Below are 20,601 nucleotides of genomic sequence, written 5' to 3' on the forward strand. Positions count from 1 at the left end.
CCCCCGGCACGCGGAGGCATGCCGGGGGCCATGGAAGCCGCCGCCAGCGGCCGCCGGTTCAGACCGGTCTGTTCAGGCCGGTCCGTTCAGGCCGGTCGGTTCGGACCGGTCGGTCTCAGCTGACGCACTGCTCCCAGTCGAGGTGGTAGATGGTGGTGAGGCTGCCGTCGGTGGAGTCCATCGTCACGAAGCTGGTGGTGCTCGGATCCGACGAGCCGGCGCTCACCCGCAGTTGGGTGTTGATGTTCAGATCCCGGGTCGCCCCACAGGGCGCCCAGATGAGCGAGGCGATGGTGGTGGTGTCGGTGGCCTGCCAGTTGCCGTCCATCGGCCCGGTGAAGTTGTGGGTCGCCGTGGCGGTCTGCGACTGCCCCTGGAAGTAGTAGTTCGCCCCCTCCTGCGCGCCGGCCCCGCCGGCCAGGTAGGCGTAGCCGCGGTAGTCCGCCTCGGCGACGGCGTAGGTGAAGCCCTGCGGGGCGTTCACCTGGACGGTCAGCTGACAGTTCTTCCGGAAGTCGATGGGGCCGGCGCCCGCGCCGACCTGGGCGAGGTAGTTGCTGTAGGTCACCGTGAAGGCCGTGTCGTCGGGCGAGGTGGCGACCGCCGCGGTCCCGGCCGGGCAGCCGGAGCCGTTGACGCTGACGAGCCCGATGGTGAATCCCGGTGGTGTGACATCGACGGACCGGGCATGCGCGGCGGTGCCGCACAGCAGGGACGTGGCAAGCAGCGTGACGGCCGTGCCGCCCGTCGCGAGTGCTCGAAGCATGGGGCGATTCCCTTCGATCGATCCCGTGGTTCGGACTGCGGCGAACATTACGTGTCCACGACAGGAAACTCCATGGGCCGGACGACACAATGTCACCGGGCGATCACGATGAGGTACGTCCGGCCACCCGGCGAGCGAGGGTCGGCGGACACCACACGCGCGGCCCGCGAGCGGAGGTTCGACACCGCACCCGCTGCGCACCTGCCGCCGCCCATCCCCTTCGTGCGCTGGTCAGACTGTCGGGTCGTAAGATACGCGTCGATCAGCGCGGGCCACCGGGCCCCGGCTCACGAGGGGGATCGTGTTCGGAATCATCAGGCCCTGCCGCCACCATCTGTCCGAGCGGCTACGGACCTCCTGGATGGCCCACCTGTGCGGCCTGTGCCTCGCCCTGCGCGACGACCACGGACAACTGGCACGCACCGCCACCAACTACGACGGCCTGATCATCTCGGTGCTGGTCGAGGCACAGCGGTCCGGCGCCGACCCGTCGGGGCGCCGGACCGCCGGACCGTGCCCGCTGCGCGGGATGCGCACGGCCGAGGTGGCGCAGGGCGAGGGCGCCCGGCTCGCGGCCTCGGTGTCACTGGCACTCGCCTCGGTGAAGATGCGCGACCACGTCGCGGACCGCGACGGCCTGTTCGCCCGTCAGCCGGTGGCACTCGGCGCCCGCGCGGTGGCGCGCCGCTGGGACAGGCAGAGCGCGGGCAGCGGCTCGACCCTCGGCTTCGACACCGGCGTCCTGCTCACCGCCGCCGCCCGCCAGGTCGAACTGGAGCGCGACGCGGCGCCGGGCAGCCCCGTCCTGCTCGTCACCGAGCCGACCGAGAGCGCGACGTCGGCCGCCTTCGCGCACACCGCCGTGCTGGCCGGACGCCCGCACAACGCGGACGCCCTCGCCGAGGCCGGCCGCCTGTTCGGCCGGCTGGCCCACCTGCTGGACGCCGCCGAGGACCAGACGGAGGACGCCGCCACCGGCGCCTGGAACCCGCTCACCGCGACCGGCACCGACCGTGCCGAGGCCGAGCGCCTCTGCCGGGACGCGGTGCACGGCATCCGACTGGCCCTGCGCGAGGTCGAGTTCACGGACCGCGCGCTGGTCCACGTGCTGCTGGCACACGAGACCGGGCGCGCGGTGGACCGGGTCTTCCGCGCACCCGCACTGCAGACGCCGTACGGCCCGGGCCCCTACCAGGACCAGCCGCCGTACCCGCAGTACCCGAACGTGCCGCAGCAGCCGAACCCGTACCAGCAGAACCCGAACCCGTACCAGCAGAACCCCTACCAGGGGCAGCCGCCCGGCTACGGCGTCCAGCCGCCCTACGGCCCGGGCGGTCCGGGCGGTCCGGGCGGTCCGGGCGGGTTCGGCGGAGCCGGCGGTCCGGGCGGTCCGGGTGGCCTGCCGTTCGGCCCGGGCGACGGCGGTGGCGGCAAGCGCCCGCCGCGGCGTTCCACCCTGGCCGGCTGCGCGATGTGGACCCTGATGGCCTGCACCTGCCAGCTGATCTGCTGCGACCACAACGACCCGTGGAGCCGCGAGCGCACCAAGGGCTGGTGCGAGCGCCACCCGGGCTGCGGCGACGGCTGCGAGGGCGGGCTCGAGTGCTGCAACGGCTGCTGCCAGGGCATCGAATGCTGCGACTGCTGCTGCAGTTGCGGCGACTGCAACTGACAGCCGCCGACCGCACCGCCCCGAGACCCGGCCCTGTAGCCGCGGCCGGCCCCCTCAGGGCAGCATCTTCAGCAGCTCCGCCGCCGCCGGGGCCGCCGAGGCGGGGTTCTGACCGGTGACCAGGTTGCGGTCGACGACCACGTGCGGCGCCCAGGGCTCGCCCTCCTGGAAGTCGGCGCCGAGCTGCACGAGGCGGTCCTGCAACAGCCACTTCGCCCGGTCGGCGAAGCCCACCTGCGCCTCCTCGACGTTGGTGAAGCCGGTCAGCCGGTAGCCCGCGAACGGCGAGTCGCCGCCGTCCCCGGTCGCCAGCAGCGCGGCCGGGGCGTGGCAGACCACGCCGAGCGGCTTGCCCGACCGCAGCGTGAGGGTGAGCAGCGCGCCGGAGTCACTGTCGACGGCCAGGTCCTCCATCGGACCGTGGCCGCCGGGGTAGAAGACGGCGTCGTACCCGCCCGGCACCACGTCCTCCAGCTTGATCGGATGCTGGAGCTCGGTCATCGACGCGAGGGCGGCGGCGACCTTCGCCGCGCCCTCCTCGCCACCGTTGAACTCGGGCGCGAGACTGCCCTGGTCCAGCGGCGGCTGCACACCGTCCGGTGTGGCGACGACGATCTCGTGACCGGCCGCTCTGAACGCCCGGTAGGGCGCGACAGCCTCCTCCGCCCAGAAGCCGGTGGGGTGCTTGGTACCGTCCGCCAGTGTCCAGTGGTCGGCACCGGTCAGCACGAAAAGGATCCTTGCCATGGTCTGATTCACTCCGAGGGTGGTGGCCATGTGGTCCGCCCCCTGGTGCTCCGCACTCGCAGGCCAGGGGGCTGCTGCCCTCGACGGTAGACCTGACCCGGCGTCAGCAACCAATGCAAACGCCGATACCGGGCGTCGGCATCCGGGTGTCGACATTTTGGCACCTCGGTCGATCACCCCTCGGCCGCCTCCTGGGCAATCCGGTCGAACTGCGCGCCCATCGCCTCGGCCAGCGCCATGGCGGCGGACAGCGGGCGGACCATGACGGTGAACTCGTCGATCTTCCCGTCCTCGTCGAAGTGCAGGATGTCGCACCCCTGGACCTGCTTGCCGGACACCGTCGCGGCGAACACGAGGACGTGGTCGCGGCCGTCCAGGTCGGCGATCTCACGCACGTAGTGGAAGTCCTCGAAGACGCGCAGCACACCGCGCAGGATCGCCGCGGTGATCGCCTTGCCGGGGTAGGGCTTGAAGGCGACGGGGCTGGTGAAGACGACGTCCTCGGCCAGCAGCGCCGCCACGGCGTCCTCGTCGCGGTCCTCGACGGCCTTGCGGAAGGGGTGCATCGGCGATCCCTCATATCCAACTAAGTTCATAGGTGTGTTGGTGATTATGAGGGCCACCGGGCCTCCGGTCCAGGGCTGCTAGGTTGGCGCGATGGCATTGCGCAACGCGGTGATGGCCGCCCTGCTGGAGGGCGAGGCATCCGGATACGACCTCGCCAAGGGCTTCGACGCCTCGGTCGCCAACTTCTGGATGGCCACACCTCAGCAGCTCTACCGCGAACTGGAGCGGATGGAGGGCGAAGGGCTCATCACCGCCCGCGTCGTCGAGCAGGAGAAGCGACCCAACAAGCGGGTCTTCTCCCTCACCGAGGCCGGCCTGGCAGCCGTCCACGCCTACACCACGCAGCCCGCCGGACGCCCCACCACGATCCGCGACGACCTGCTGGTCAAGGTCCAGTGCGCCGACGCCGGCGACAGCGCGGCGGTGCGGGCAGCCATCCTCGAACGCATCGCCTGGGCCAACGCCAAGCTCGCCCGCTACGAACGGCTGCGCACCCGTCTGCTGAACGGCCACACCGAGGAGGACCACCTCGCCACCGCCGAACGCGTCGGCCCCTACCTCACCCTGCTCCGCGGCATCGCCTTCGAACAGGAGAACATCCGCTGGGGCGAACTCGCCGCCCACGTCCTCGACCGGCGCTCGCCGGCACCCGCCGGGAGCCCCCCGCCCGACCCGACATAACGGCACCATCACCACCTGGAAAACTCGTCGAAAGAGTGTGCCGGGCGCGGCCGAGGACGGTCCTTTCCTGGCCCCGGAGGGGTGCCCGGGCGAATGCGGGGCCGGGGCCTGGAGTGGGTCCCTTCCCTGACTCTTCCGGGGCCCGCCGCAGCCCGCTCCAGCTGTCGCCCTATGCCGCCTGACCTGGTCTTTCGTCCCCACGGCTCCTGCCGGAGTCGACGTCCGCTTCCTGTGCCGGCGAGAAGGGAATGGGGTCGGAGCTCACCGACGCGGACCTCTACCGTGAACGCGAGTTGCGGGGCGGCCTCGCTTACACGCCCGAGTCTCTGCGCTGGATCTTCTCCGACCTGGTAGAGGTCGAACTGCGCCGCATGCGGGAGGAACCCCCCGAGTCAGCGCTCTTCGGCGTGCCCTTCCTGTGGACCGCGCTGTTCCGTCGGGGTGCGGCTGCCTCGGGCGACGTCCGCGCAGCTCCGTGAACCGGGCCTCGATGCGGTTCAGCCATGAGGTCGCCGCGGGGCAGAAGAGCCGCGGGTATAAGAGCCGCGGGTATAAGAAAGGAGGCGTTACCCACTCCTTGCCACTCCTAACGTATAGCGCACCCGGGGGCTTGCGGCAAGGCCCCGGTGGTGCCGCAGAATTGCCGGCCGAGGCCAGGACCTGCGGAAATGCAAGGGGAAATGTGATGATCGACGTGATTGTGGTCGGTGCCGGACCGACCGGCCTGATGCTGGCCTGCGAGCTACGGCTGCACGGGGTGCGCACGGTCGTCCTGGAGAAGCTGGCCGAGCCGACCCAGCAGTCCCGCGGGCGCGGTCTGCACGCGCGCAGCGTCGAGGTGATGGACCAGCGCGGCCTGCTGGAGCGGTTCCTCGCGGTCAGTGAGAAGTTCCAGGTCGGCGGCTTCTTCGGCGGCATCCACAAGCCGTGGCCGGACCAGTTGGACACGGCCCACCCGTACGGCCTCACCGTCTCGCAGCAGGTCACCACCCGGCTGCTCACCGAGCGTGCCCTCGAACTCGGTGCCGAGATCCGGCGCGGCTGCAGCGTCCTCGGCCTGAGCCAGGACGAGGACGGGGTGACCGTCGAGCTGGCGGACGGCACGCGGCTGCGCTCGCGCTATGCCGTCGGCTGCGACGGCGGCCGCAGCATGGTGCGCAAGTGGATCGGCGTCGGGTTCCCCGGCGAGCCCGCCAAGGTCGAGACGCTGCTGGGCGACATGGAGGCGACCGAGGATCCGGCGACGATCGCCGCCGTGGTCGCGGAGGTCCGCAAGACCCAGCTGCGGTTCGGCGCCGTTCCCGATGTGGACGGGAACGCGGGGGTGTACCGCTTCGTCGTGCCCGCCGACGGCGTGGCCGAGGACCGTACCAGCGCGCCGACCCTCCAGGAGTTCGCGAAGCAGCTGCGGGCCGTCGCGGGTACCGACTTCGGGGTGCACTCGCCGCGCTGGCTGTCCCGGTTCGGCGACGCCACCCGGCAGGCGGAGCGCTACCGGGTCGGCCGGGTGCTGCTGGCCGGGGACGCGGCGCACATCCACCCGCCGACCGGCGGGCAGGGCCTCAACCTCGGTGTGCAGGACGCGTTCAACCTCGGCTGGAAGCTGGCCGCCGAGGTCGACGGCTGGGCGCCGGAGGGCCTGCTGGACAGCTACCACGGCGAACGCCACCCGGTGGGCGCCGCCGTGCTGGACAACACCCGCGCGCAGATCACGCTGCTGGGGACCGACCCGGGTGCGGCCGCGCTGCGGGAGCTGTTCTCGAAGCTGATGGACTTCGAGGAGGTGAACCGGTACGTGACCGGGATGATCACGGCGGTCGGGGTCCGCTACGACCTCGGCGAGGGCCACGAACTGCTCGGCCGGCGGATGCGGGACGTGCAGCTGAAGCAGGGGCGCCTCTACGGGCTGATGCACGACGGCCGCGGCCTGCTGCTCGACCGGACCGGCCGGCTCTCGGTGGCGGGCTGGGCGGACCGGGTCGACCACATCGTGGACGGCAGCGAGGAACTGGACGTGCCCGCGGTGCTGCTGCGGCCCGACGGCCACGTGGCGTGGGTCGGCGAGGACCAGCGGGAGCTGCTCGACCGGCTGTCCCAGTGGTTCGGCGCCGCCACCGGCTGAGCTCCGACCGGCACCGCGCCCGCAGCGGCTCAGCGCGCCGGCCGCCCCCGCTCCCCCAGCCGCTCGGTGGCCTCCCGCCAGGCGGCGGCCACCGCCTGATGGGCCGTCACGCTCGCCTGCCCGGGCTCGCCCGTCAGCCGCACCGGCGCGCCCACGTGGACATGGAGAGCGGGGCGGCGCAGCGGGGCGGTGAGGACGCCGGCGAGTTGCTTGGCGGAGTTCCCGGAGCTGAGGCGCCGGGCGCCGGCCTGGCCGAGCGGCACCACCGGGGCGCCCGTGGCCTGCGCGAGCCGCGCCAGTCCGGTGCGGAACGCACCGGGTGCGGCCTCGCCGGGGTCGCGACGGCGCGGCAGCCCGCCTTCGCCGTAGATGAGGACGAGTCGCCCCTGCGCCAGCGCCTCGGCTGCCGCGTCCAGCGCCTCGGCCGCCCGCCGGCTGCCGCGGTGGACGGGGATGTGCCCCTCGCGCTCCAGCGCCCGGCCGAGCACGGGTATCCGCCACAGGCCGGCCGTGGCGAGCACGACCGGCCGTGCGCCCAGCCGGTGCAGCGCGGCCAGCACGACGGCCGGGTCCGCCGGCGAGGTGTGGTTGGCCGCGACGATGCTGCCGGGGGCGAGCTCGGCCCGGGCGTCGGTGCTGATCGTCAGCACCCCGCAGAGCGGCACGACGGTGGTGGCGATGCGACCGAGCATGACGGTTCCTTCGACCTCGGCGGGCGGTGGCGCGCGCTGCGCGATGCCCGCCATCCTGCCGCTCGCGCGCCCGGTGCACCTGAGCACCCGTACTCAGGGCGGTCGACCGGAATCCGCACTGCGTACAGAAGGACTCCATGAGAAGGACTCCATGAGAAGGACTCCATCCGGACCCGGGCGTGCTCAGCCCCCACCGACTTCTTTCGCCCGTAGCCGAAACCGTGCTGCGGGCGAGGCCCGTGGATACCTTGGTGACACACCATCACCCGCCGAAGTCACGCCCGGGGAGCAGCAGATGAGCGAGCGGCCCACCGAACCGATCACCGAACCGATCACCGGAACGGCCGCCGGAGTGCCGTTCACCGCGCTGCCGCCGGCCGGCTCCCGCCATCGGCCCGCACCGCTGATCGTCACCTGGCACATGATGGACGCGCCCTGCACGGACGCCGCGTTCGCCGCGGCCCTGCCGATGGCCGGTGTGCCGGCCTGGCGGGTGCACCTGGGGATGCCGCTGTGCGGGCGCCGGATGCTGGCGGGCGGGATGGCGGCGGTGCTCGCGCTCTCCCGGCAGGACACGATGCTGGCGTACCTGGAGCCGATGGTGCGGCAGGCCGCCGGGGAGCTCCCGGCGGCGCTGGCCGAGCTGCGCGAGCGGCTGGCGCCGGCGCCGGGGCCGATCGGGGTCGTGGGCGGCTCGCTGGGCGGGGCCGTGGCGCTGCGCGTGCTGGCGCGGCAGGAGGTTCCGGTGGCGGCGGCCGCGTTGGTCAATCCGGCGATCCGGGCGCGATCGGTGGTCGAGCTGGTGGAGCAGGCGAGCGGTCGGCCCTATCAGTGGACAGCCCAGTCCCGTGCCGCGGCGGAGCACCTCGACTTCGTGGCCCGGGCCGGTGACCTCGCCACCCGCACCCCGCAGTCACCGCTGCTGGTGGTCAGTGGTGAGCTGGACTTCCCGGGCCTGCGGACGGATGCCGCCGAGCTGGTCGCAGCGCTGCGCGAGCGGTACGCCGAACCGGAGCTGGTCCAGCCGGCGACCGTGGCCGGCCTCGCCCACCCGCTGGCCGAGTACCCCGGCCTGGAGCCGGCGCCACAGCTCCCGGTGGCCAAGGCGGTGGACGAGGCGCTGAGCGCGTGGTTCCTGCGGCATCTCACCCGGGGCCTGTGACCCAGAGCTCTTTCGGGGCATGATCACGACTACCCGGAGTAACAGTAACGGGGCATGCAGCAACTGGGCACGGTGAGGGTACTCACACGGTTGGAGCCCCTACGACGATGCGTAGGAGACGAGCCCGGCCAGCGCGACCGCGGACAAGCCCGCGGACACCACCCATCGACCTACGACGCACCGTCGTAGGTCACACGTCTTGGCCACCGGTCAGCTGCCCGCTAACAATGGCTCAGTCGTCAGTCGAGCCGGCTTCCCGCCCAGCCGGCTCTGCTTGCTGCCGCGTCCCGCGCGTCTCCTGTGGCCCTGCCCGGCCTGTGGTGTCAGACGCGCGGGGCGCGGCCCAACCCCGGATGAGGTCTTTTACCCCATGCCCAATTTCAAGCTTCGTATGCGCACTTCCGCCGCGGTTCTTGCCGGCGCCGCCGGTCTGACCGCGCTGGCCACCGGCCTGATGCCGGCCACCGCCTCCGCGGCGACCCTGTCCCCGCAGGCGATCGCGGCCCAGGTCGTGCCCGCCAACCAGCTGGCCTCCTTCAGCCAGATCATCTCCCACGAGTCCAGCTGGAACGTGAGCGCCACCAACGCCTCCTCCGGCGCCTACGGCCTGGGCCAGGCCCTGCCGGCCTCCAAGATGGCCTCGGCCGGCGCCGACTGGCGGACCAACCCGAAGACCCAGATCGTCTGGGCCTACGACTACATGAACAGCCGCTACGGCAGCCCGAACGCCGCGTGGTCGTTCTGGCAGAGCCACCACTGGTACTAAGCCGGCCCACTGCCGGGTGCCACTGGTCACCGAAGACATTCCCTGCGGACGAGTCCCCGCGCCCCTGCTCCCCCGGAGCCGGGGGCGCCGGCCGGGCTCGTCCGCAGTGCGTTGTCCGGGCCTCCCCCGGTAGCACCGGCTACTCCGGATACTCCAGCACCTGCTCCGCCCAGATCACCTTCCCGTTCGCGGTGTGCCGCGTCCCCCACCGCACGGCGAACTGGGCGACGAGGAAGAGGCCGCGCCCGCCCTCGTCCATGCTGGCCGCGTAGCGCAGGTGCGGGGAGGTGCTGCTGCTGTCCGAGACCTCGCAGATCAGCGTGCGGTCGCGCAGCAGCCGCACCTGGATCGGCTCGGTGGCGTAGCGGATCGCGTTGGTGACCAGTTCGCTGAGGATCAGCTCGGTCACGAAGGCCATCTCCGCAAGGCCCCACTCGGTCAGCTGCCGGCTGACCGCCGCACGGACCTCACCCACGGCCGCGGAGTCGGACGGCACGTCCCAGTGCGCCACCTGGTCCTCCCCCAGGACCCGGGTGCGGGCCACCAGCAGCGCGATGTCGTCGGTGGGGCGCGCGGGCAGCAGGGCGTCGAACACCGCGTCGCAGATCTCCTCCGGAGCCCGGCCCGGCTGCCGCAGGGCGCGGCCCAGCAGTGCCAGGCCCTCGTCGATGTCCCGTTCCCGGTCCTCCACCAGGCCGTCGGTGTAGAGCACCAGGGTGCTGTCCTCGGGCAGCAGCAGCTCGGCCGCCGAGAACGGCAGACCGCCCAGGCCCAGCGGCGGCCCGGCGGGCACGTCGGGGAACTCCACCGTGCCGTCGGGGTGGACCAGGGCGGGCGGCGGGTGGCCGGCCCTGGCCACGGTGCACAGCCGCGAGACCGGGTCGTAGATCGCGTAGAGGCAGCTGGCCCCGGTGACGGCGTCGCCGTTGGCGCTGGCCGTCTGGTCCTGGTCGAGGCGGCTGACCAGCTCGTCGAGGTGGCCCAGCAGCTCGTCCGGCGGCAGGTCCAGGGTGGCGAAGTTGAGCACCGCGGTGCGCAGCCGGCCCATGGTGGCCGCGGCGTGCAGGCCGTGGCCGACCACGTCGCCCACCACGAGCGCGACCCGGGCGCCCGGCAGCGGGATCACGTCGAACCAGTCACCGCTCACGTCCGCCTGCGCGGGCAGGTAGCGGGAGGCGACCTCCAGGGCGCTCTGCTCGGGCAGTCCGTGCGGCAGCAGGCTGCGCTGCAGGGTGACGGCCATGGCGTGCTCGCGGGTGTAGCGGCGCGCGTTGTCGATGCTCAGCGCCGCCCGGGCGGCGACCTCCTCGCCGATCGACAGGTCGTCCTCGTCGAAGCGCACCGAGGGGTCGGCCCGCCAGAACCTGACCATGCCCAGCAGGACACCGCGGGCCCGCAGCGGCACCCGGACCACCGAGTGGACGCCGTACGCCAGCACCTGGCCGGCCCGTTCGGGGTCCTGGGCCAGCCAGCCGGTGGAGGAGCGCAGATCGGGGTCGAGCATCGCGTGCCCGGTGTCCAGGCTCCAGGCCAGCGGGGTGGCGGGCGTGATGGTGATCTCCTCGCCCACCGGGTAGAACGGTGCGTCCTGGCGCACGCCGCTGACCGCCGCCCGCTGCATCGGCCCGCCCTCGCCCGGCGGTGGTTCCTCCCCGCGCAGCACGGCGGGTGCCAGGTCGACGGTGACGTAGTCGGCGAAGCGCGGCACGGCGAAGGAGGCGAGCTCCTCGGCGGTGCGCATCACGTCGAAGGTGGTGCCGATGGCCACGGTCGCGTCGTAGAGCAGCTTCAGGCGCTTGCGCGCCGCCTGCGCCTTGTCCGAGACGGCGTGCAGTTCGGTGGAGTCGCGCAGCGTGGCCACGATGCCGTCCGGGCCGCCGTCACGGTCGGTGGGCCGGGTGTTCACCACCAGCAGCCGCTCGCCGGTCAGCAGCACCTCGTCGTTGATCACCTCGCCGGAGGCCAGCTGGTCGGCCGCCTCGCGGTCCAGGCCGAGTTCGGTGACCGGGCGGCCCTCGGCGTCGGCCGGCAGGTCGAGCAGCCGGCGCGCCTCGTCGTTGGCCAGCAGCAGGCGTCCGTTGCCGCCGATGATCAGCACGCCCTCGCGGACCGCGTGCAGCACCGCGTCATGGTGCTCGTACATCCGGGTCATCTCGGCCGGGCCCAGCCCGTGCGTCTGGTGCAGCAGCCGCCGGCTGGCCAGCGCGGTGCCGACGGTGGCCAGGGCCAGCGCGACGGCCGCAGCGCCGAAGACCAGCGGCAGCTGGTGGTCGACGACCCCGCTGACCTTGCTGATGGTGATCCCCGCCGAGACCAGGCCGACCACCTTGCCGTTGGTGTCGTAGACCGGGACCACGGCCTGCACCAGCGGTCCGATGGTGCCGGTGAGCTGCTGGGTGACCACCTCGCCGTGCAGGGCCGGCTCGAAGGTACCGACGAACTTCTGCCCGATCCGGGCCGGGTTGGGGTGGGTGTAGCGGATGCCGTCGGTGTTCAGCACGACGATGAAGTCCACGCCGGAGGCCTGCTGGGCCGCCAGGGCCCGTGGCTGCAGGATCGCGGTCGGGTCGGGCGAGGCGAGCGCGGCCACCATCCCGGGCGAGTTCGCGAAGGTCTGGGCGACGGCGACCGAGCGGTTGCGGGCCTCGCGGGTGCTGTCCCGCTGTCCTTCCAGGACCAGCGCCAGCACCGCCGCGACGACCAGCAGCACGACCACCAGCACCTGGAGCGCGAAGACCTGCCCGGCGACGCTGCGAAAGCCCCGGAACAACCGTGAGCGGGACTTCGAGGGCGTCCGGTCCGCAGGCGGCGGCGCCCGCCGGCTCCGCCGGAACCGGCCGGTGGGCGAGGCGGCCGAGGAACTGACCTTGAACCGGGCCATGCTCTTGGTCTACCCCCGATTCACCTGACCAGGCCACTGGGCGGGAAGGCCGGGGCACGTCGCGGGTAGCGAAAACCCGCCGTATGGGGCGTACCGTCCGTAATGGGCGTCTTCTCGGCTGCCAGGCGCTGACGAGGGTGGTGACCGTGCACAGCTCAGACTCCCAGGTCCCGCGCCGGGAGCCCGGGGCAGGCGAGCCGGGCACCGGCGAGGAGCTGGAGGCGCTGGCCCGGAGCCTGGCCGCCGGGGTCGGCGAACTGGGTGCGCACGTGGGCGGGCTCTACCTGCTGAACGCCGACGGGGGCGTGCTGGAGCTGGCCCTGCTGATGGGCATGCCGCGCGAGTTCGTCGCGCCGTGGGAGGGGGTGGCGCCCGCGGCGCCGATCCCGGTGGCCGAGGCGGTGCGCGAGGGGCGCCTGGTCTGGGTGGGCGGCGAGGCGCAGATGGCGCGCCGCTACCCGCAGATCGCGCTCGCCATGCCCTACACGTTCTGCCTGGCGGCCATGCCGCTGACCGTGGCCGGGACCGGCTACGGCGCGCTCTTCGTGACCTGGCCGGGCTCGCACCCCGCCGAGCTGTCCGATCAGGAACGGGACGGGCTCGCGGCGCTCGCCGACGGGCTGGCCCGCCTGGTCGCTGCGGCCGCCGCGGCGGGGCGGCCGGTGCGGGCCGGCTCCCGGCCGGTGACGATCTCCGCGCGGCGCGATGGCGGCGGCCTCGCCGAGGTCCTGTCCGCGATGGTGGCGCGGCTGCCGGAGGGCGTCTGCGCGCTGGACCAGACCGGTCGGATCAGCTGGGTGACGCCGGCGGCCATCGACCTGCTGGGCGTGCCGGCCGACCGGCTGATCGGTGCCCAGCCGTGGAGCGCGCTGCCGTGGCTGCACGACCCCGTCTACGAGGACCGCTACCGGGCGGCGGTGGTCAGCCAGCTGCCGACCTCGTTCGTGGCGCTGCGCCCGCCGGAGCGGTGGCTCTCCTTCGAGCTGTATCCGGACGCCGGCGGGCTCACCGTGCGGGTCACCGCGGCCGAGGTCGCCCCACAGGACGCAGGGGTGGCGCCGTCGGCCGCCCGACCGGCGCTGCCGGACCGTGCGGTGCTGCCCACCCGCACCGGCGGCATCTACCACATCCTGCACCTGGCCAGCGCGCTGACCGAGGCGGTCGGCGTGCAGGACGTGGTCCGGCTGGTCGCCGAGCAGATCGTGCCCGCCTTCGGCGGCCAGAGCGTGGCGATCCTGGCCGTCGACGGCGGGCGGCTGCGGATCGTGGGCCACCACGGCTACCCGCCCGGGGTGGTGGAGGGGTTCGACGGCACCTCGCTGACCGCGCCGACCCCGGGCGTGCAGGCGCTGATGACCGGGGTGCCCAGCTTCATCGAGTCCCGCGAGGAGCTGGAGCGGCTCTACCCGCAACGGCCGGAGCTGGAGGACTCCATGGCCGCCTGGGCCTACCTGCCGCTGGTCGCCTCCGGACGGCTGGTCGGGACCTGCGTGCTGGCCTTCGCCCAGCCGCACCGCTTCGCCACCGACGACCGCGCCGTGCTCACCTCGGTGGGCGGCCTGATCGCCCAGGCGCTGGACCGCGCACGGCTGTACGACACCAAGCTCGAACTCGCCCGCGGCCTGCAGGAGAGCCTGCTGCCGCACGCGCTGCCACCGGTGCCCGGCCTGGAGACGGCGGCCCGCTACCTGCCCAGCACCGACGGCATGGAGGTGGGCGGCGACTTCTTCGACGTGGTGCGCCTGGACGACGACAGCGCCGGGGCGGTGATCGGCGACGTCCAGGGGCACAACGTGGCGGCGGCCGTCCTGATGGGCCAGGTCCGCACCGCGGTGCGCGCCTACGCGACGGCCGGCAACGACCCGGGCACGATCCTGACCCGGACCAACCGCCTGATGGCCGACCTGGGGTCCGGCCTGCTCACCAGCTGCGCCTATCTGCGCCTGGACCTGCGCGGCCGCCAGGGCTGGCTGGCCAGCGCCGGGCACCCGATGCCGCTGGTGCGCGACCCGGGCGGCCGGGTGCGCGTGGTCGACGCCCCGGCCGGGCTGCTGCTGGGCGTCGAGGCCACCTCGGCGTACACCCTCACCCGCATCGCGCTGCCGGTGGGCAGTGTGGTGGCGCTCTACACCGACGGCCTGATCGAGGCCCCGGGCGTGGACCTGGACGCCGCGGTGGCCGGGATCGGCGACCAGCTCGCCCGCTTCGACGACGGCTCCTTGGAGGAGCTGGCCGATGCGCTGATCCTGCACGCCGAACGCGCCAAGCGCCGCACCGACGACATCGCCCTCCTGCTGCTGCGCAGCACACCCACCGCCATGCCGTGACCCACCCCTGACCGCGTCACTCCTGCGGCACCGCCACGATCACTGGCGTTCTTCGACGCGGTGCACGAGACGTTCCGCCGACCGGATCGTGGCGGACGACGCCCACTACGCGAGGTTCCGGCGCTCGTTCAACGAGCGGATCGAGCAGTACGTCGCCCTCACTCCGGCTCAACTGGAGCAGGAGGTCCGGGAGTTGCGGGAGGGGCTCGGCGGCGAACCGGTCGCCTCGGTGCCGGCCGGGATCCTGCCGGCCGACCCTTCACCGGCCGGACCCTGAGGTCGGCCGGCGAAGGGCAAGCGGGAGAGACCTCCGCCTCACTGCGGCTGACCGCTGTCCGGGTCCTCAGGAGCCAGCTGCTCATCGGCCTTGCGTTGAACCGCGTCGGTCTGGCTCTGGTACTTGTCGCCGGTCTTCGCGTCGAACGCGTCGCCGGCCTTCTCGACCCCCTGCCGCGCCGTGTCCTCATGGCCCTTGAGCAGGCCCTTGAGCTTGTCGAGCATCGACATGTGAGTGGCTCCCTTCGAGTGCCGCTCCACCCATGGTCGCCGAGCCTGCCCGAGTTCACATCTCCAGCGAGCGCGACTGCCCGGTCGAGGGCCCGTCCGGGGCCGACCCACCGGCCGGGCAGCCGGATCCGGTCCGCGCCGTAGGGAAGCCGTTAAAAGCCCTGCTGAGGGGGCCGCCAGCGGATTTCGGGCACCCGGACACCAGTATGGTCGTCGGGGCGCCGCAGCCGTCGCCGCGCCCGTCAACCACCAACTCCCGTCGCCGCAGCGCCGCCTGGCGCCGCGCCGGCCTGTCCTTGGAGGCGAGCAGTGGCAGCAGAGGACCGGGTCCCCGTCCGGGGCGTGCTACGCCGGCCCGGCCTGCGCGCGGTCGACGTCGTGGTGGCGCTGGCCCTGATCGGCCTGCTCTACGGGCTGCTGCGACTGGCCCCCTCGCTGGGCGCGCCGTTCCTGCCCGGCACCGCCCCCGCCCAGGTCTCCACCGATCCGGGCGATCTTCCGTTCTACGCGGTGCGTTCGCTGCTGCGGATGTTCACGGCGCTGGTCGCCTCGGTGCTCTTCACCTTCGTCTACGCCAGCGCCGCCGCCCGGCTGCGGCGCGCGGAGAAGGTGCTGCTGCCGCTGCTGGACATCCTCCAGTCGGTGCCGGTGCTGGCCTTCCTGTCCATCACGGTCACCGCCTTCATCGCGCTCTTCCCCGGCTCCGAGCTCGGCCTGGAGTGCGCCTCGGTGTTCGCCATCTTCACCGCGATGGCCTGGAACATGACCTTCGCCTTCTACTACTCCCTGGTCAGCCAGCCCCGGGACCTCGACGAGGCGTCCCGGATCATGCGGCTGACCAAGTGGCAGCGGTTCTGGAAGATCGACGTGCCCAGCGGCATGATCCCGCTGGTCTGGAACGGCATGATGAGCTTCGGCGGCGCCTGGTTCTTCCTGGCCGCCTCCGAGAGCATCAGCGTGCTCAACCAGCAGTACGCGCTGCCGGGCATCGGCTCCTACGCGGCGGCGGCCGCCGCCAAGGGCGACCTGGGCGGGATCGGCATCGCCACCGGCGTCATGGTGGTCATGGTGATCGGCGTCAACTTCCTGTTCTGGCGCCCGATGACGGCCTGGGCCGAACGGTTCCGGGTGGAGGAGTCGGAGGCGGGCGAGAAGCCGCGCAGTCTGGTCCTCGACGTGCTGCGCCGTTCGGCGGTGCCGGGCCTGCTGGGCCGCGCGCTGCGCCCGCTCGGCCGGGTGCTGGACACCGCGACGCGACCGTTCGGCCTGGCCGAACACCCGCTGGCGTCACCGGTGCTGCGCCGCCGGGCCGGGGACGTGGCGTTCGCCGTGACCGTGGGCGGCGCCGTGCTGTACGGCGCCGGGCAGTCCGTCACCGGGATCCGGCACACGGTCGGACTCGGCGAGTTCGGCCATGCCTTCGAACTGGGCGCGGCCACCTTCGGGCGGGTGCTGGCGCTGCTGCTGGTGGCCACCGTCGTCTGGGTGCCGGTCGGGGTGTGGATCGGGATGAACCCGCGGATCACCCGCTACGCGCAGCCGGTCGTCCAGGTGCTGGCCAGCTTCCCCGCCAACTTCCTGTTCCCGTTCGCCATCGCGGCCTTCCTCGCGCTCGGGATCCCGCTCAGCTGGGGCAGCATGCTGCTGATGGCGCTGGGCGCCCAGTGGTACATCCTGTTCAACGTCATCGCGGGCGCCTCCGCGATACCCGGCGACCTGCGCGAGGCGATGGACGACCTGGGCGTGCGGGGCCTGTTGCGCTGGCGCCGGCTGATCCTGCCGGCCGTCTTCCCCTACTACGTCACCGGCGGCATCACCGCCGCGGGCGGGGCGTGGAACGCCTCCATCGTCGCCGAGGTCGTCGACTACGGACACCAGCACCTGACCGGCTACGGCCTGGGCGCCTACATCGCGCAGGCCACCCGGGTCGGGGACCACCCGCGGATCCTGGTCGGCGTGATCGTGATGATCGTCTACGTGGTCACCCTCAACCGCCTGCTGTGGCGGCGCCTGTACCGCGTCGCCCAGACCCGCTACGCCCTCTGAGCCCGAGGCAGGAGACCCATGAACACCCGCGCGGACCAGCACGGCACCGGCACCACCATCATCACCGCCACGGACGTCACCAAGACCTTCACCACCCCGGACGGCAACGCGCTGCCGGTGCTCGACTCGGTCTGCTTCACCCTGCACGAGGGCGAGATCGTGGCCCTGCTCGGCAAGTCGGGCTCGGGCAAGTCCACCCTGCTGCGCTGCGCCGCCGGGCTGATAGCCCCCTCCGGCGGCAGCGTCAGCTACCGCGGCACACCGCTGAACGGCGCCAACCCAGGCGTGGCGATGGTCTTCCAGTCCTTCGCCCTGCTGCCCTGGCTCACCGTCCTGCAGAACGTCGAACTCGGGCTCCAGGCCCAGGGCGTGGACGAGGCCGAGCGGCGCCGCCGAGCGCTCAAGGCGATCGACCTGATCGGCCTGGACGGCTTCGAGGGCGCCTACCCCAAGGAGCTGTCCGGCGGCATGCGCCAGCGGGTCGGCTTCGCCCGGGCGCTGGTGGTGGAGCCGGACGCGCTCTTCATGGACGAGCCGTTCTCCGCCCTCGACGTGCTGACCGCCGAGAACCTGCGCAACGAACTCGTGGGCCTGTGGGAGGGCAAGGAGGCGCCGGTGAAGTCGGTGCTGATCGTCACCCACAACATCGAGGAGGCCGTGCTGCTCGCGGACCGGATCCTGGTGCTCTCCTCCAACCCCGGCCGGGTCAAGGCCGAACTGCCGGTCGAGCTGCCGCGCCCGCGCGACCGGCGCACCCCGCAGTTCGAGGCACTGGTCGACACCGTCTACGGCATCCTCACCGACCGGGCGCAGAGCGGCGCCGCGACGCCCGCCGCCAGGACCACGCTGCCCGCCACCCCCACCAGCGCGCCGCTGCCGGTGGTCAGCCCCGGCGGGCTCTCCGGGCTGCTGGAGATCCTGGCCGCCCGCGGCGGGGAGGACGGCATGGCCGAACTCGCCGGCGAACTCAGCTTCGAGGTCGACGACCTGCTGCCGCTGGTCGACGCCGCCGTCCTGCTCGACCTGGCCCGCACCGAGGGCCCGCGGATCGCACTGACCGAGGCGGGCCGCGAGTTCGCCGACGCCGACATCCTGACCAGCAAGCAGCTCTTCGCCCGGCACGCCGTGGCCCACGCCCCCTTGGTGCGCGCCATCGTCCAGGCGCTCACCACCGCCACCGACCATGTGCTGCGCGAGGGCCTCTTCCTGGACCTGCTGCGCCGTGCCTTCTCCGACGAGGACGCCCGCCGCCAGCTGGACACCGCGATCGACTGGGGCCGCTACGGGGAGCTCTTCGAGTACGACAAGGCCGAGGGCCGCCTGGAGCTGGAGCCGGAGACGGTCGCGGTGTTGTAGTGCTGCTGTGGTGGTGTCGCAGCGGTGCTCCGGTCAGCGGGGAGTCGGTCGCATCGCCGGGGTGAGCAGATGCGAGGATGGTCCGTACTGTGACGATCCGGCAGATTCGCATGCTCCGCGCCGTGGTCTTCGCCACCCTGTGCGTGGCGTTGGCCGCCACCGCGCACGTCAGCATGGCCGAGGCCGTGCTGCCGGGGTCGGTGCTGGCCGGAGCGTTCGCCGGGACGGTGGGCAGCACCTGGCTGCTGGCCGGCCGCCGACGCGGGCCGGTCGCGATCAGCGGGTGGATGGTCGCCGTCCAGGCCGTGCTGCACACGCTCTTCGAGGCCACCGCGACGGCGCACGCCACACCCCTGCGGGCCGGGCACGGTGCACCCGACTGGGTGAACCTGCTGCTGTGCACGCCCGGCGGGACGAACCCGAGCGGGCTGACTCCCGAGGGGCTGGCCGCGCTGGCGGGCCTGGCTCCCGGCACACCGGTCGGGCCGAACTCGGCTGCCATGCCTGCCATGCCCGGGATGAACGGCATGAGCGGGATGAGCGGCTTGCCCGGGATGAACGGCATGCCTGGCATGAGCGGCATGGGGACGCCTCTGGTGGACGGCCTGTCCGCCGGCATGGTGGCCGCCCACCTGCTGGCCGCGCTCGCCTGTGCGTTGCTGCTCTGGCGGGGCGAGCAGGCGATCGTCGGTCTGTTCGAGACACTGCGCGTGCTGGCCGGAGTCTTCCTGCCGGTGCTGGCGCTGCTCACCGTCGCCTTCACCCCGCGCGGCGCGGAAGCCCCCGCACCGCCGCGCCGCAGGCCCGCGCGCACCCGGCTGCCGCGCCTGGTGGCGCTCTCGCACGCCGTGGTCCGACGCGGGCCGCCCGCTGCTGTCCTGGCCTTCTGAGCGCCCGTCACACCTGAGGCTTGTCGGACAAGCCCTGGACCCGCCTGCCGCGCCCCTTGGGCGCCCGAACGGCGCCGTCCGGTGTGCTCACGGGCAGGTCACCCCTGCGCCTCCCCCGGCACCCTCGCCGGCCGGACACCGCACGGGGTCCGGCCGCCACACCCTCCTGCACGCGCCACGATGCGTCCCGATGCGTTCTGACACGCCCTGACGCGCCCTGTTCCTGGGCCGCGTCGCGCTGCGCGCTGCCTCCTCGGGCCTGAGCGGGTGTGGTGGGCCGTCTGTCGATCGACGGTTCCGCTGGTGCGGTGCCGTCCTCGTTCCTGCTGTCAGGACCCTTCATGAGCAACAGAAGTACCGTCGCCCTCAGCCCGTCCACCGGCGCCGACCTCATCGAACACAACCTCATCGAGCGCAGCCGCATCGCGCACGGCGGCATCGAGCACGGCGGCGATGAGCCGCTGCGACCGCTGCGCGGACGGCCCGGCGGCGGCACGGGTCAGCTCGCGCAGCCGACGGGCGCCGGCGAGCCACTGGGCGCAGTCGGCGCACGCCTGCGCATGAGCGGCGCACGGCGGGGCGTCGGGCGCGGCGGGTTCACCATCGAGCCGGGCGGATGTCGCCAGGCGGTAGTCGGCACAGGTCATGGGCTCATGCTCCCCCACCGGGCGGTCCGGGCGGTAGCGCCCGGCCTGGGTGCCCGCGCCCGGATGCCGGAGGCGGACCGTGGATGACCAGCAGGTGACCGCGCTGGCCCTGGCGGCGCGGGAGGGCCGTCCGCTGGACGTCGAGGCGTTCGTCCGGGCCACCCAACGGGACGTGTGGCGGTTCGTCGCGCACCTCACGGATGTCGAGTCCGCCGACGACCTCGCCCAGGAGACCTTCCTGCGGGCGCTGCGGGGCCTGCCGTCCTTCGCCGGCCGCTCCTCGGCACGCACCTGGCTGCTCTCCATAGCCCGGCGCACGGTCGTGGACCGCTACCGCAGCGCGGCGGCCCGGCCGCGCTGCTCGGCCCTGCCCGACGGCGAGGAGGCCGCACACCTACAGCCGGGGCCGGTCGTGCGGTTCGAGGACCAGGTGGTGCTGGCCGACCTGTTGAGCTGCCTGCCCGCCGAGCGGCGGGAGGCGTTCGTGCTGACCCAGGTGGTCGGGCTGAGCTACGCGGAGGTGGCCGCCGTGTCCGGCTGCGCGGTGGGCACGGTGCGCTCGCGGGTCGCCCGGGCGCGGGACCAGCTCGTCGCCCTGCTCCGCTCGGCCGAGGGCGCAGGCACGGGCACGGGCACGGGCACGGGCACGTCCGGGGACGAGTCCGTGCCCAAGTCCGAGCGCGGGGGCGCCAGTCGCCCGGCGCGCGGCGCGGGCCGGGTGGCCCGGGCGGATCTGGCGGCCTGACCGGCCCCGGCTGCCCGCAATCCCTGA

Annotated in this window: 18 protein-coding genes and 1 pseudogene; 12 read left to right on the top strand and 7 right to left on the bottom strand. The window is 73.1% G+C overall.

What is annotated here, in order from left to right; all coding sequences use genetic code 11:
- Positions 1-115 precede the first annotated feature (115 nt).
- Entirely contained in the window at positions 116-766 is a 651-nt protein-coding gene (locus ACFZB9_RS25180) for a DUF4360 domain-containing protein (RefSeq protein ID WP_391450667.1), read from the bottom strand.
- A gap of 301 nt (positions 767-1,067) precedes the next feature.
- On the opposite strand from ACFZB9_RS25180, the gene ACFZB9_RS25185 reads away from it, so the two are divergent.
- A complete protein-coding gene (locus ACFZB9_RS25185) occupies positions 1,068-2,438 on the top strand; it encodes a DUF5685 family protein (RefSeq protein ID WP_391450669.1) in 1,371 nt (456 codons plus the stop codon).
- A 54-nt stretch (positions 2,439-2,492) separates the two neighbouring features.
- Here the strand turns inward: ACFZB9_RS25185 and ACFZB9_RS25190 are convergent, their stop codons facing one another.
- Positions 2,493-3,185, bottom strand: coding sequence for a type 1 glutamine amidotransferase domain-containing protein (locus tag ACFZB9_RS25190; protein ID WP_391450670.1), 693 nt, complete (start codon positions 3,183-3,185; stop codon positions 2,493-2,495).
- A gap of 173 nt (positions 3,186-3,358) precedes the next feature.
- Positions 3,359-3,751 carry a nuclear transport factor 2 family protein gene (locus ACFZB9_RS25195; RefSeq protein ID WP_391450672.1) on the bottom strand — a complete coding sequence of 131 codons (393 nt, stop codon included), beginning with the start codon at positions 3,749-3,751 and terminating at the stop codon, positions 3,359-3,361.
- Between the two features lie 91 nt (positions 3,752-3,842).
- Here ACFZB9_RS25195 and ACFZB9_RS25200 point away from each other — a divergent pair, with 91 nt between their 5' ends.
- The 3 genes and pseudogenes from ACFZB9_RS25200 (at position 3,843) to rox (ending at position 6,555) form a co-directional block, all read left to right on the top strand.
- The gene (locus tag ACFZB9_RS25200; protein ID WP_391450674.1) at positions 3,843-4,433 is read left to right on the top strand and encodes a PadR family transcriptional regulator; all 591 of its coding nucleotides are present in this window, start codon (positions 3,843-3,845) and stop codon (positions 4,431-4,433) included.
- Positions 4,434-4,666: 233 nt separating this feature from the next.
- A pseudogene (locus ACFZB9_RS25205) lies at positions 4,667-4,912 on the top strand (class I SAM-dependent methyltransferase); the annotation flags it as partial.
- Between the two features lie 206 nt (positions 4,913-5,118).
- Positions 5,119-6,555 carry a rifampin monooxygenase gene (gene rox / locus ACFZB9_RS25210; protein ID WP_391450676.1) on the top strand — a complete coding sequence of 479 codons (1,437 nt, stop codon included), beginning with the start codon at positions 5,119-5,121 and terminating at the stop codon, positions 6,553-6,555.
- Positions 6,556-6,584: 29 nt separating this feature from the next.
- On the opposite strand, the gene ACFZB9_RS25215 is transcribed toward rox, so the two are convergent.
- Positions 6,585-7,247 (bottom strand): lysophospholipid acyltransferase family protein, encoded by a 663-nt coding sequence (locus ACFZB9_RS25215; RefSeq protein WP_391450678.1) that lies wholly within the window; start codon positions 7,245-7,247, stop codon positions 6,585-6,587.
- Between the two features lie 295 nt (positions 7,248-7,542).
- Here ACFZB9_RS25215 and ACFZB9_RS25220 point away from each other — a divergent pair, with 295 nt between their 5' ends.
- Both ACFZB9_RS25220 and ACFZB9_RS25225 read left to right on the top strand, forming a co-directional pair.
- Positions 7,543-8,409: an alpha/beta hydrolase family protein gene (locus ACFZB9_RS25220; protein WP_391450680.1), complete on the top strand. Its 867-nt coding sequence runs from the start codon at positions 7,543-7,545 to the stop codon at positions 8,407-8,409.
- A gap of 391 nt (positions 8,410-8,800) precedes the next feature.
- Positions 8,801-9,175: a transglycosylase SLT domain-containing protein gene (locus ACFZB9_RS25225; protein WP_391450682.1), complete on the top strand. Its 375-nt coding sequence runs from the start codon at positions 8,801-8,803 to the stop codon at positions 9,173-9,175.
- Positions 9,176-9,314: 139 nt separating this feature from the next.
- On the opposite strand, the gene ACFZB9_RS25230 is transcribed toward ACFZB9_RS25225, so the two are convergent.
- Entirely contained in the window at positions 9,315-12,056 is a 2,742-nt protein-coding gene (locus ACFZB9_RS25230) for a SpoIIE family protein phosphatase (protein ID WP_391450684.1), read from the bottom strand.
- Positions 12,057-12,202: 146 nt separating this feature from the next.
- On the opposite strand from ACFZB9_RS25230, the gene ACFZB9_RS25235 reads away from it, so the two are divergent.
- Positions 12,203-14,383, top strand: coding sequence for a SpoIIE family protein phosphatase (locus tag ACFZB9_RS25235; protein WP_391450686.1), 2,181 nt, complete (start codon positions 12,203-12,205; stop codon positions 14,381-14,383).
- 88 nt (positions 14,384-14,471) lie between these two features.
- On the top strand, positions 14,472-14,660 hold the full coding sequence (locus ACFZB9_RS25240) for a hypothetical protein (protein ID WP_391450688.1): 189 nt from the start codon (positions 14,472-14,474) through the stop codon (positions 14,658-14,660).
- A 38-nt stretch (positions 14,661-14,698) separates the two neighbouring features.
- Here ACFZB9_RS25240 and ACFZB9_RS25245 read toward each other — a convergent pair whose 3' ends face one another.
- Positions 14,699-14,890, bottom strand: coding sequence for an antitoxin (locus tag ACFZB9_RS25245; RefSeq protein WP_391450690.1), 192 nt, complete (start codon positions 14,888-14,890; stop codon positions 14,699-14,701).
- A 309-nt stretch (positions 14,891-15,199) separates the two neighbouring features.
- Here ACFZB9_RS25245 and ACFZB9_RS25250 point away from each other — a divergent pair, with 309 nt between their 5' ends.
- From ACFZB9_RS25250 to ACFZB9_RS25260, 3 genes are all read left to right on the top strand, one after another.
- The gene (locus ACFZB9_RS25250) at positions 15,200-16,936 is read left to right on the top strand and encodes an ABC transporter permease (protein ID WP_391450692.1); all 1,737 of its coding nucleotides are present in this window, start codon (positions 15,200-15,202) and stop codon (positions 16,934-16,936) included.
- Positions 16,937-16,954: 18 nt separating this feature from the next.
- Positions 16,955-18,292 carry a nitrate/sulfonate/bicarbonate ABC transporter ATP-binding protein gene (locus ACFZB9_RS25255; RefSeq protein WP_391450694.1) on the top strand — a complete coding sequence of 446 codons (1,338 nt, stop codon included), beginning with the start codon at positions 16,955-16,957 and terminating at the stop codon, positions 18,290-18,292.
- Between the two features lie 89 nt (positions 18,293-18,381).
- The gene (locus ACFZB9_RS25260) at positions 18,382-19,182 is read left to right on the top strand and encodes a PE-PGRS family protein (RefSeq protein ID WP_391450696.1); all 801 of its coding nucleotides are present in this window, start codon (positions 18,382-18,384) and stop codon (positions 19,180-19,182) included.
- Between the two features lie 329 nt (positions 19,183-19,511).
- Here the strand turns inward: ACFZB9_RS25260 and ACFZB9_RS25265 are convergent, their stop codons facing one another.
- On the bottom strand, positions 19,512-19,829 hold the full coding sequence (locus ACFZB9_RS25265) for a hypothetical protein (protein WP_391450698.1): 318 nt from the start codon (positions 19,827-19,829) through the stop codon (positions 19,512-19,514).
- Between the two features lie 79 nt (positions 19,830-19,908).
- Here ACFZB9_RS25265 and ACFZB9_RS25270 point away from each other — a divergent pair, with 79 nt between their 5' ends.
- Positions 19,909-20,574 carry a sigma-70 family RNA polymerase sigma factor gene (locus ACFZB9_RS25270; protein WP_391450700.1) on the top strand — a complete coding sequence of 222 codons (666 nt, stop codon included), beginning with the start codon at positions 19,909-19,911 and terminating at the stop codon, positions 20,572-20,574.
- Positions 20,575-20,601 lie beyond the last annotated feature (27 nt).

The organism is Kitasatospora sp. NPDC008050 (assembly GCF_042957465.1).
In the GTDB taxonomy this organism is placed as follows: Bacteria; Actinomycetota; Actinomycetes; order Streptomycetales; family Streptomycetaceae; genus Kitasatospora.

Bases quoted from the DNA above. Each gene is read 5' to 3' on its own strand.
- ACFZB9_RS25180 (WP_391450667.1), bottom strand. From the start codon at position 766: ATGCTTCGAGCACTCGCGACGGGCGGCACGGCCGTCACGCTGCTTGCC.
- ACFZB9_RS25190 (WP_391450670.1), bottom strand. From the start codon at position 3,185: ATGGCAAGGATCCTTTTCGTGCTGACCGGTGCCGACCACTGGACACTG.
- ACFZB9_RS25195 (WP_391450672.1), bottom strand. From the start codon at position 3,751: ATGCACCCCTTCCGCAAGGCCGTCGAGGACCGCGACGAGGACGCCGTG.
- ACFZB9_RS25200 (WP_391450674.1), top strand. From the start codon at position 3,843: ATGGCATTGCGCAACGCGGTGATGGCCGCCCTGCTGGAGGGCGAGGCA.
- rox (WP_391450676.1), top strand. From the start codon at position 5,119: ATGATCGACGTGATTGTGGTCGGTGCCGGACCGACCGGCCTGATGCTG.
- ACFZB9_RS25215 (WP_391450678.1), bottom strand. From the start codon at position 7,247: ATGCTCGGTCGCATCGCCACCACCGTCGTGCCGCTCTGCGGGGTGCTG.
- ACFZB9_RS25220 (WP_391450680.1), top strand. From the start codon at position 7,543: ATGAGCGAGCGGCCCACCGAACCGATCACCGAACCGATCACCGGAACG.
- ACFZB9_RS25225 (WP_391450682.1), top strand. From the start codon at position 8,801: ATGCGCACTTCCGCCGCGGTTCTTGCCGGCGCCGCCGGTCTGACCGCG.
- ACFZB9_RS25230 (WP_391450684.1), bottom strand. From the start codon at position 12,056: ATGGCCCGGTTCAAGGTCAGTTCCTCGGCCGCCTCGCCCACCGGCCGG.
- ACFZB9_RS25245 (WP_391450690.1), bottom strand. From the start codon at position 14,890: ATGTCGATGCTCGACAAGCTCAAGGGCCTGCTCAAGGGCCATGAGGAC.
- ACFZB9_RS25255 (WP_391450694.1), top strand. From the start codon at position 16,955: ATGAACACCCGCGCGGACCAGCACGGCACCGGCACCACCATCATCACC.
- ACFZB9_RS25265 (WP_391450698.1), bottom strand. From the start codon at position 19,829: ATGACCTGTGCCGACTACCGCCTGGCGACATCCGCCCGGCTCGATGGT.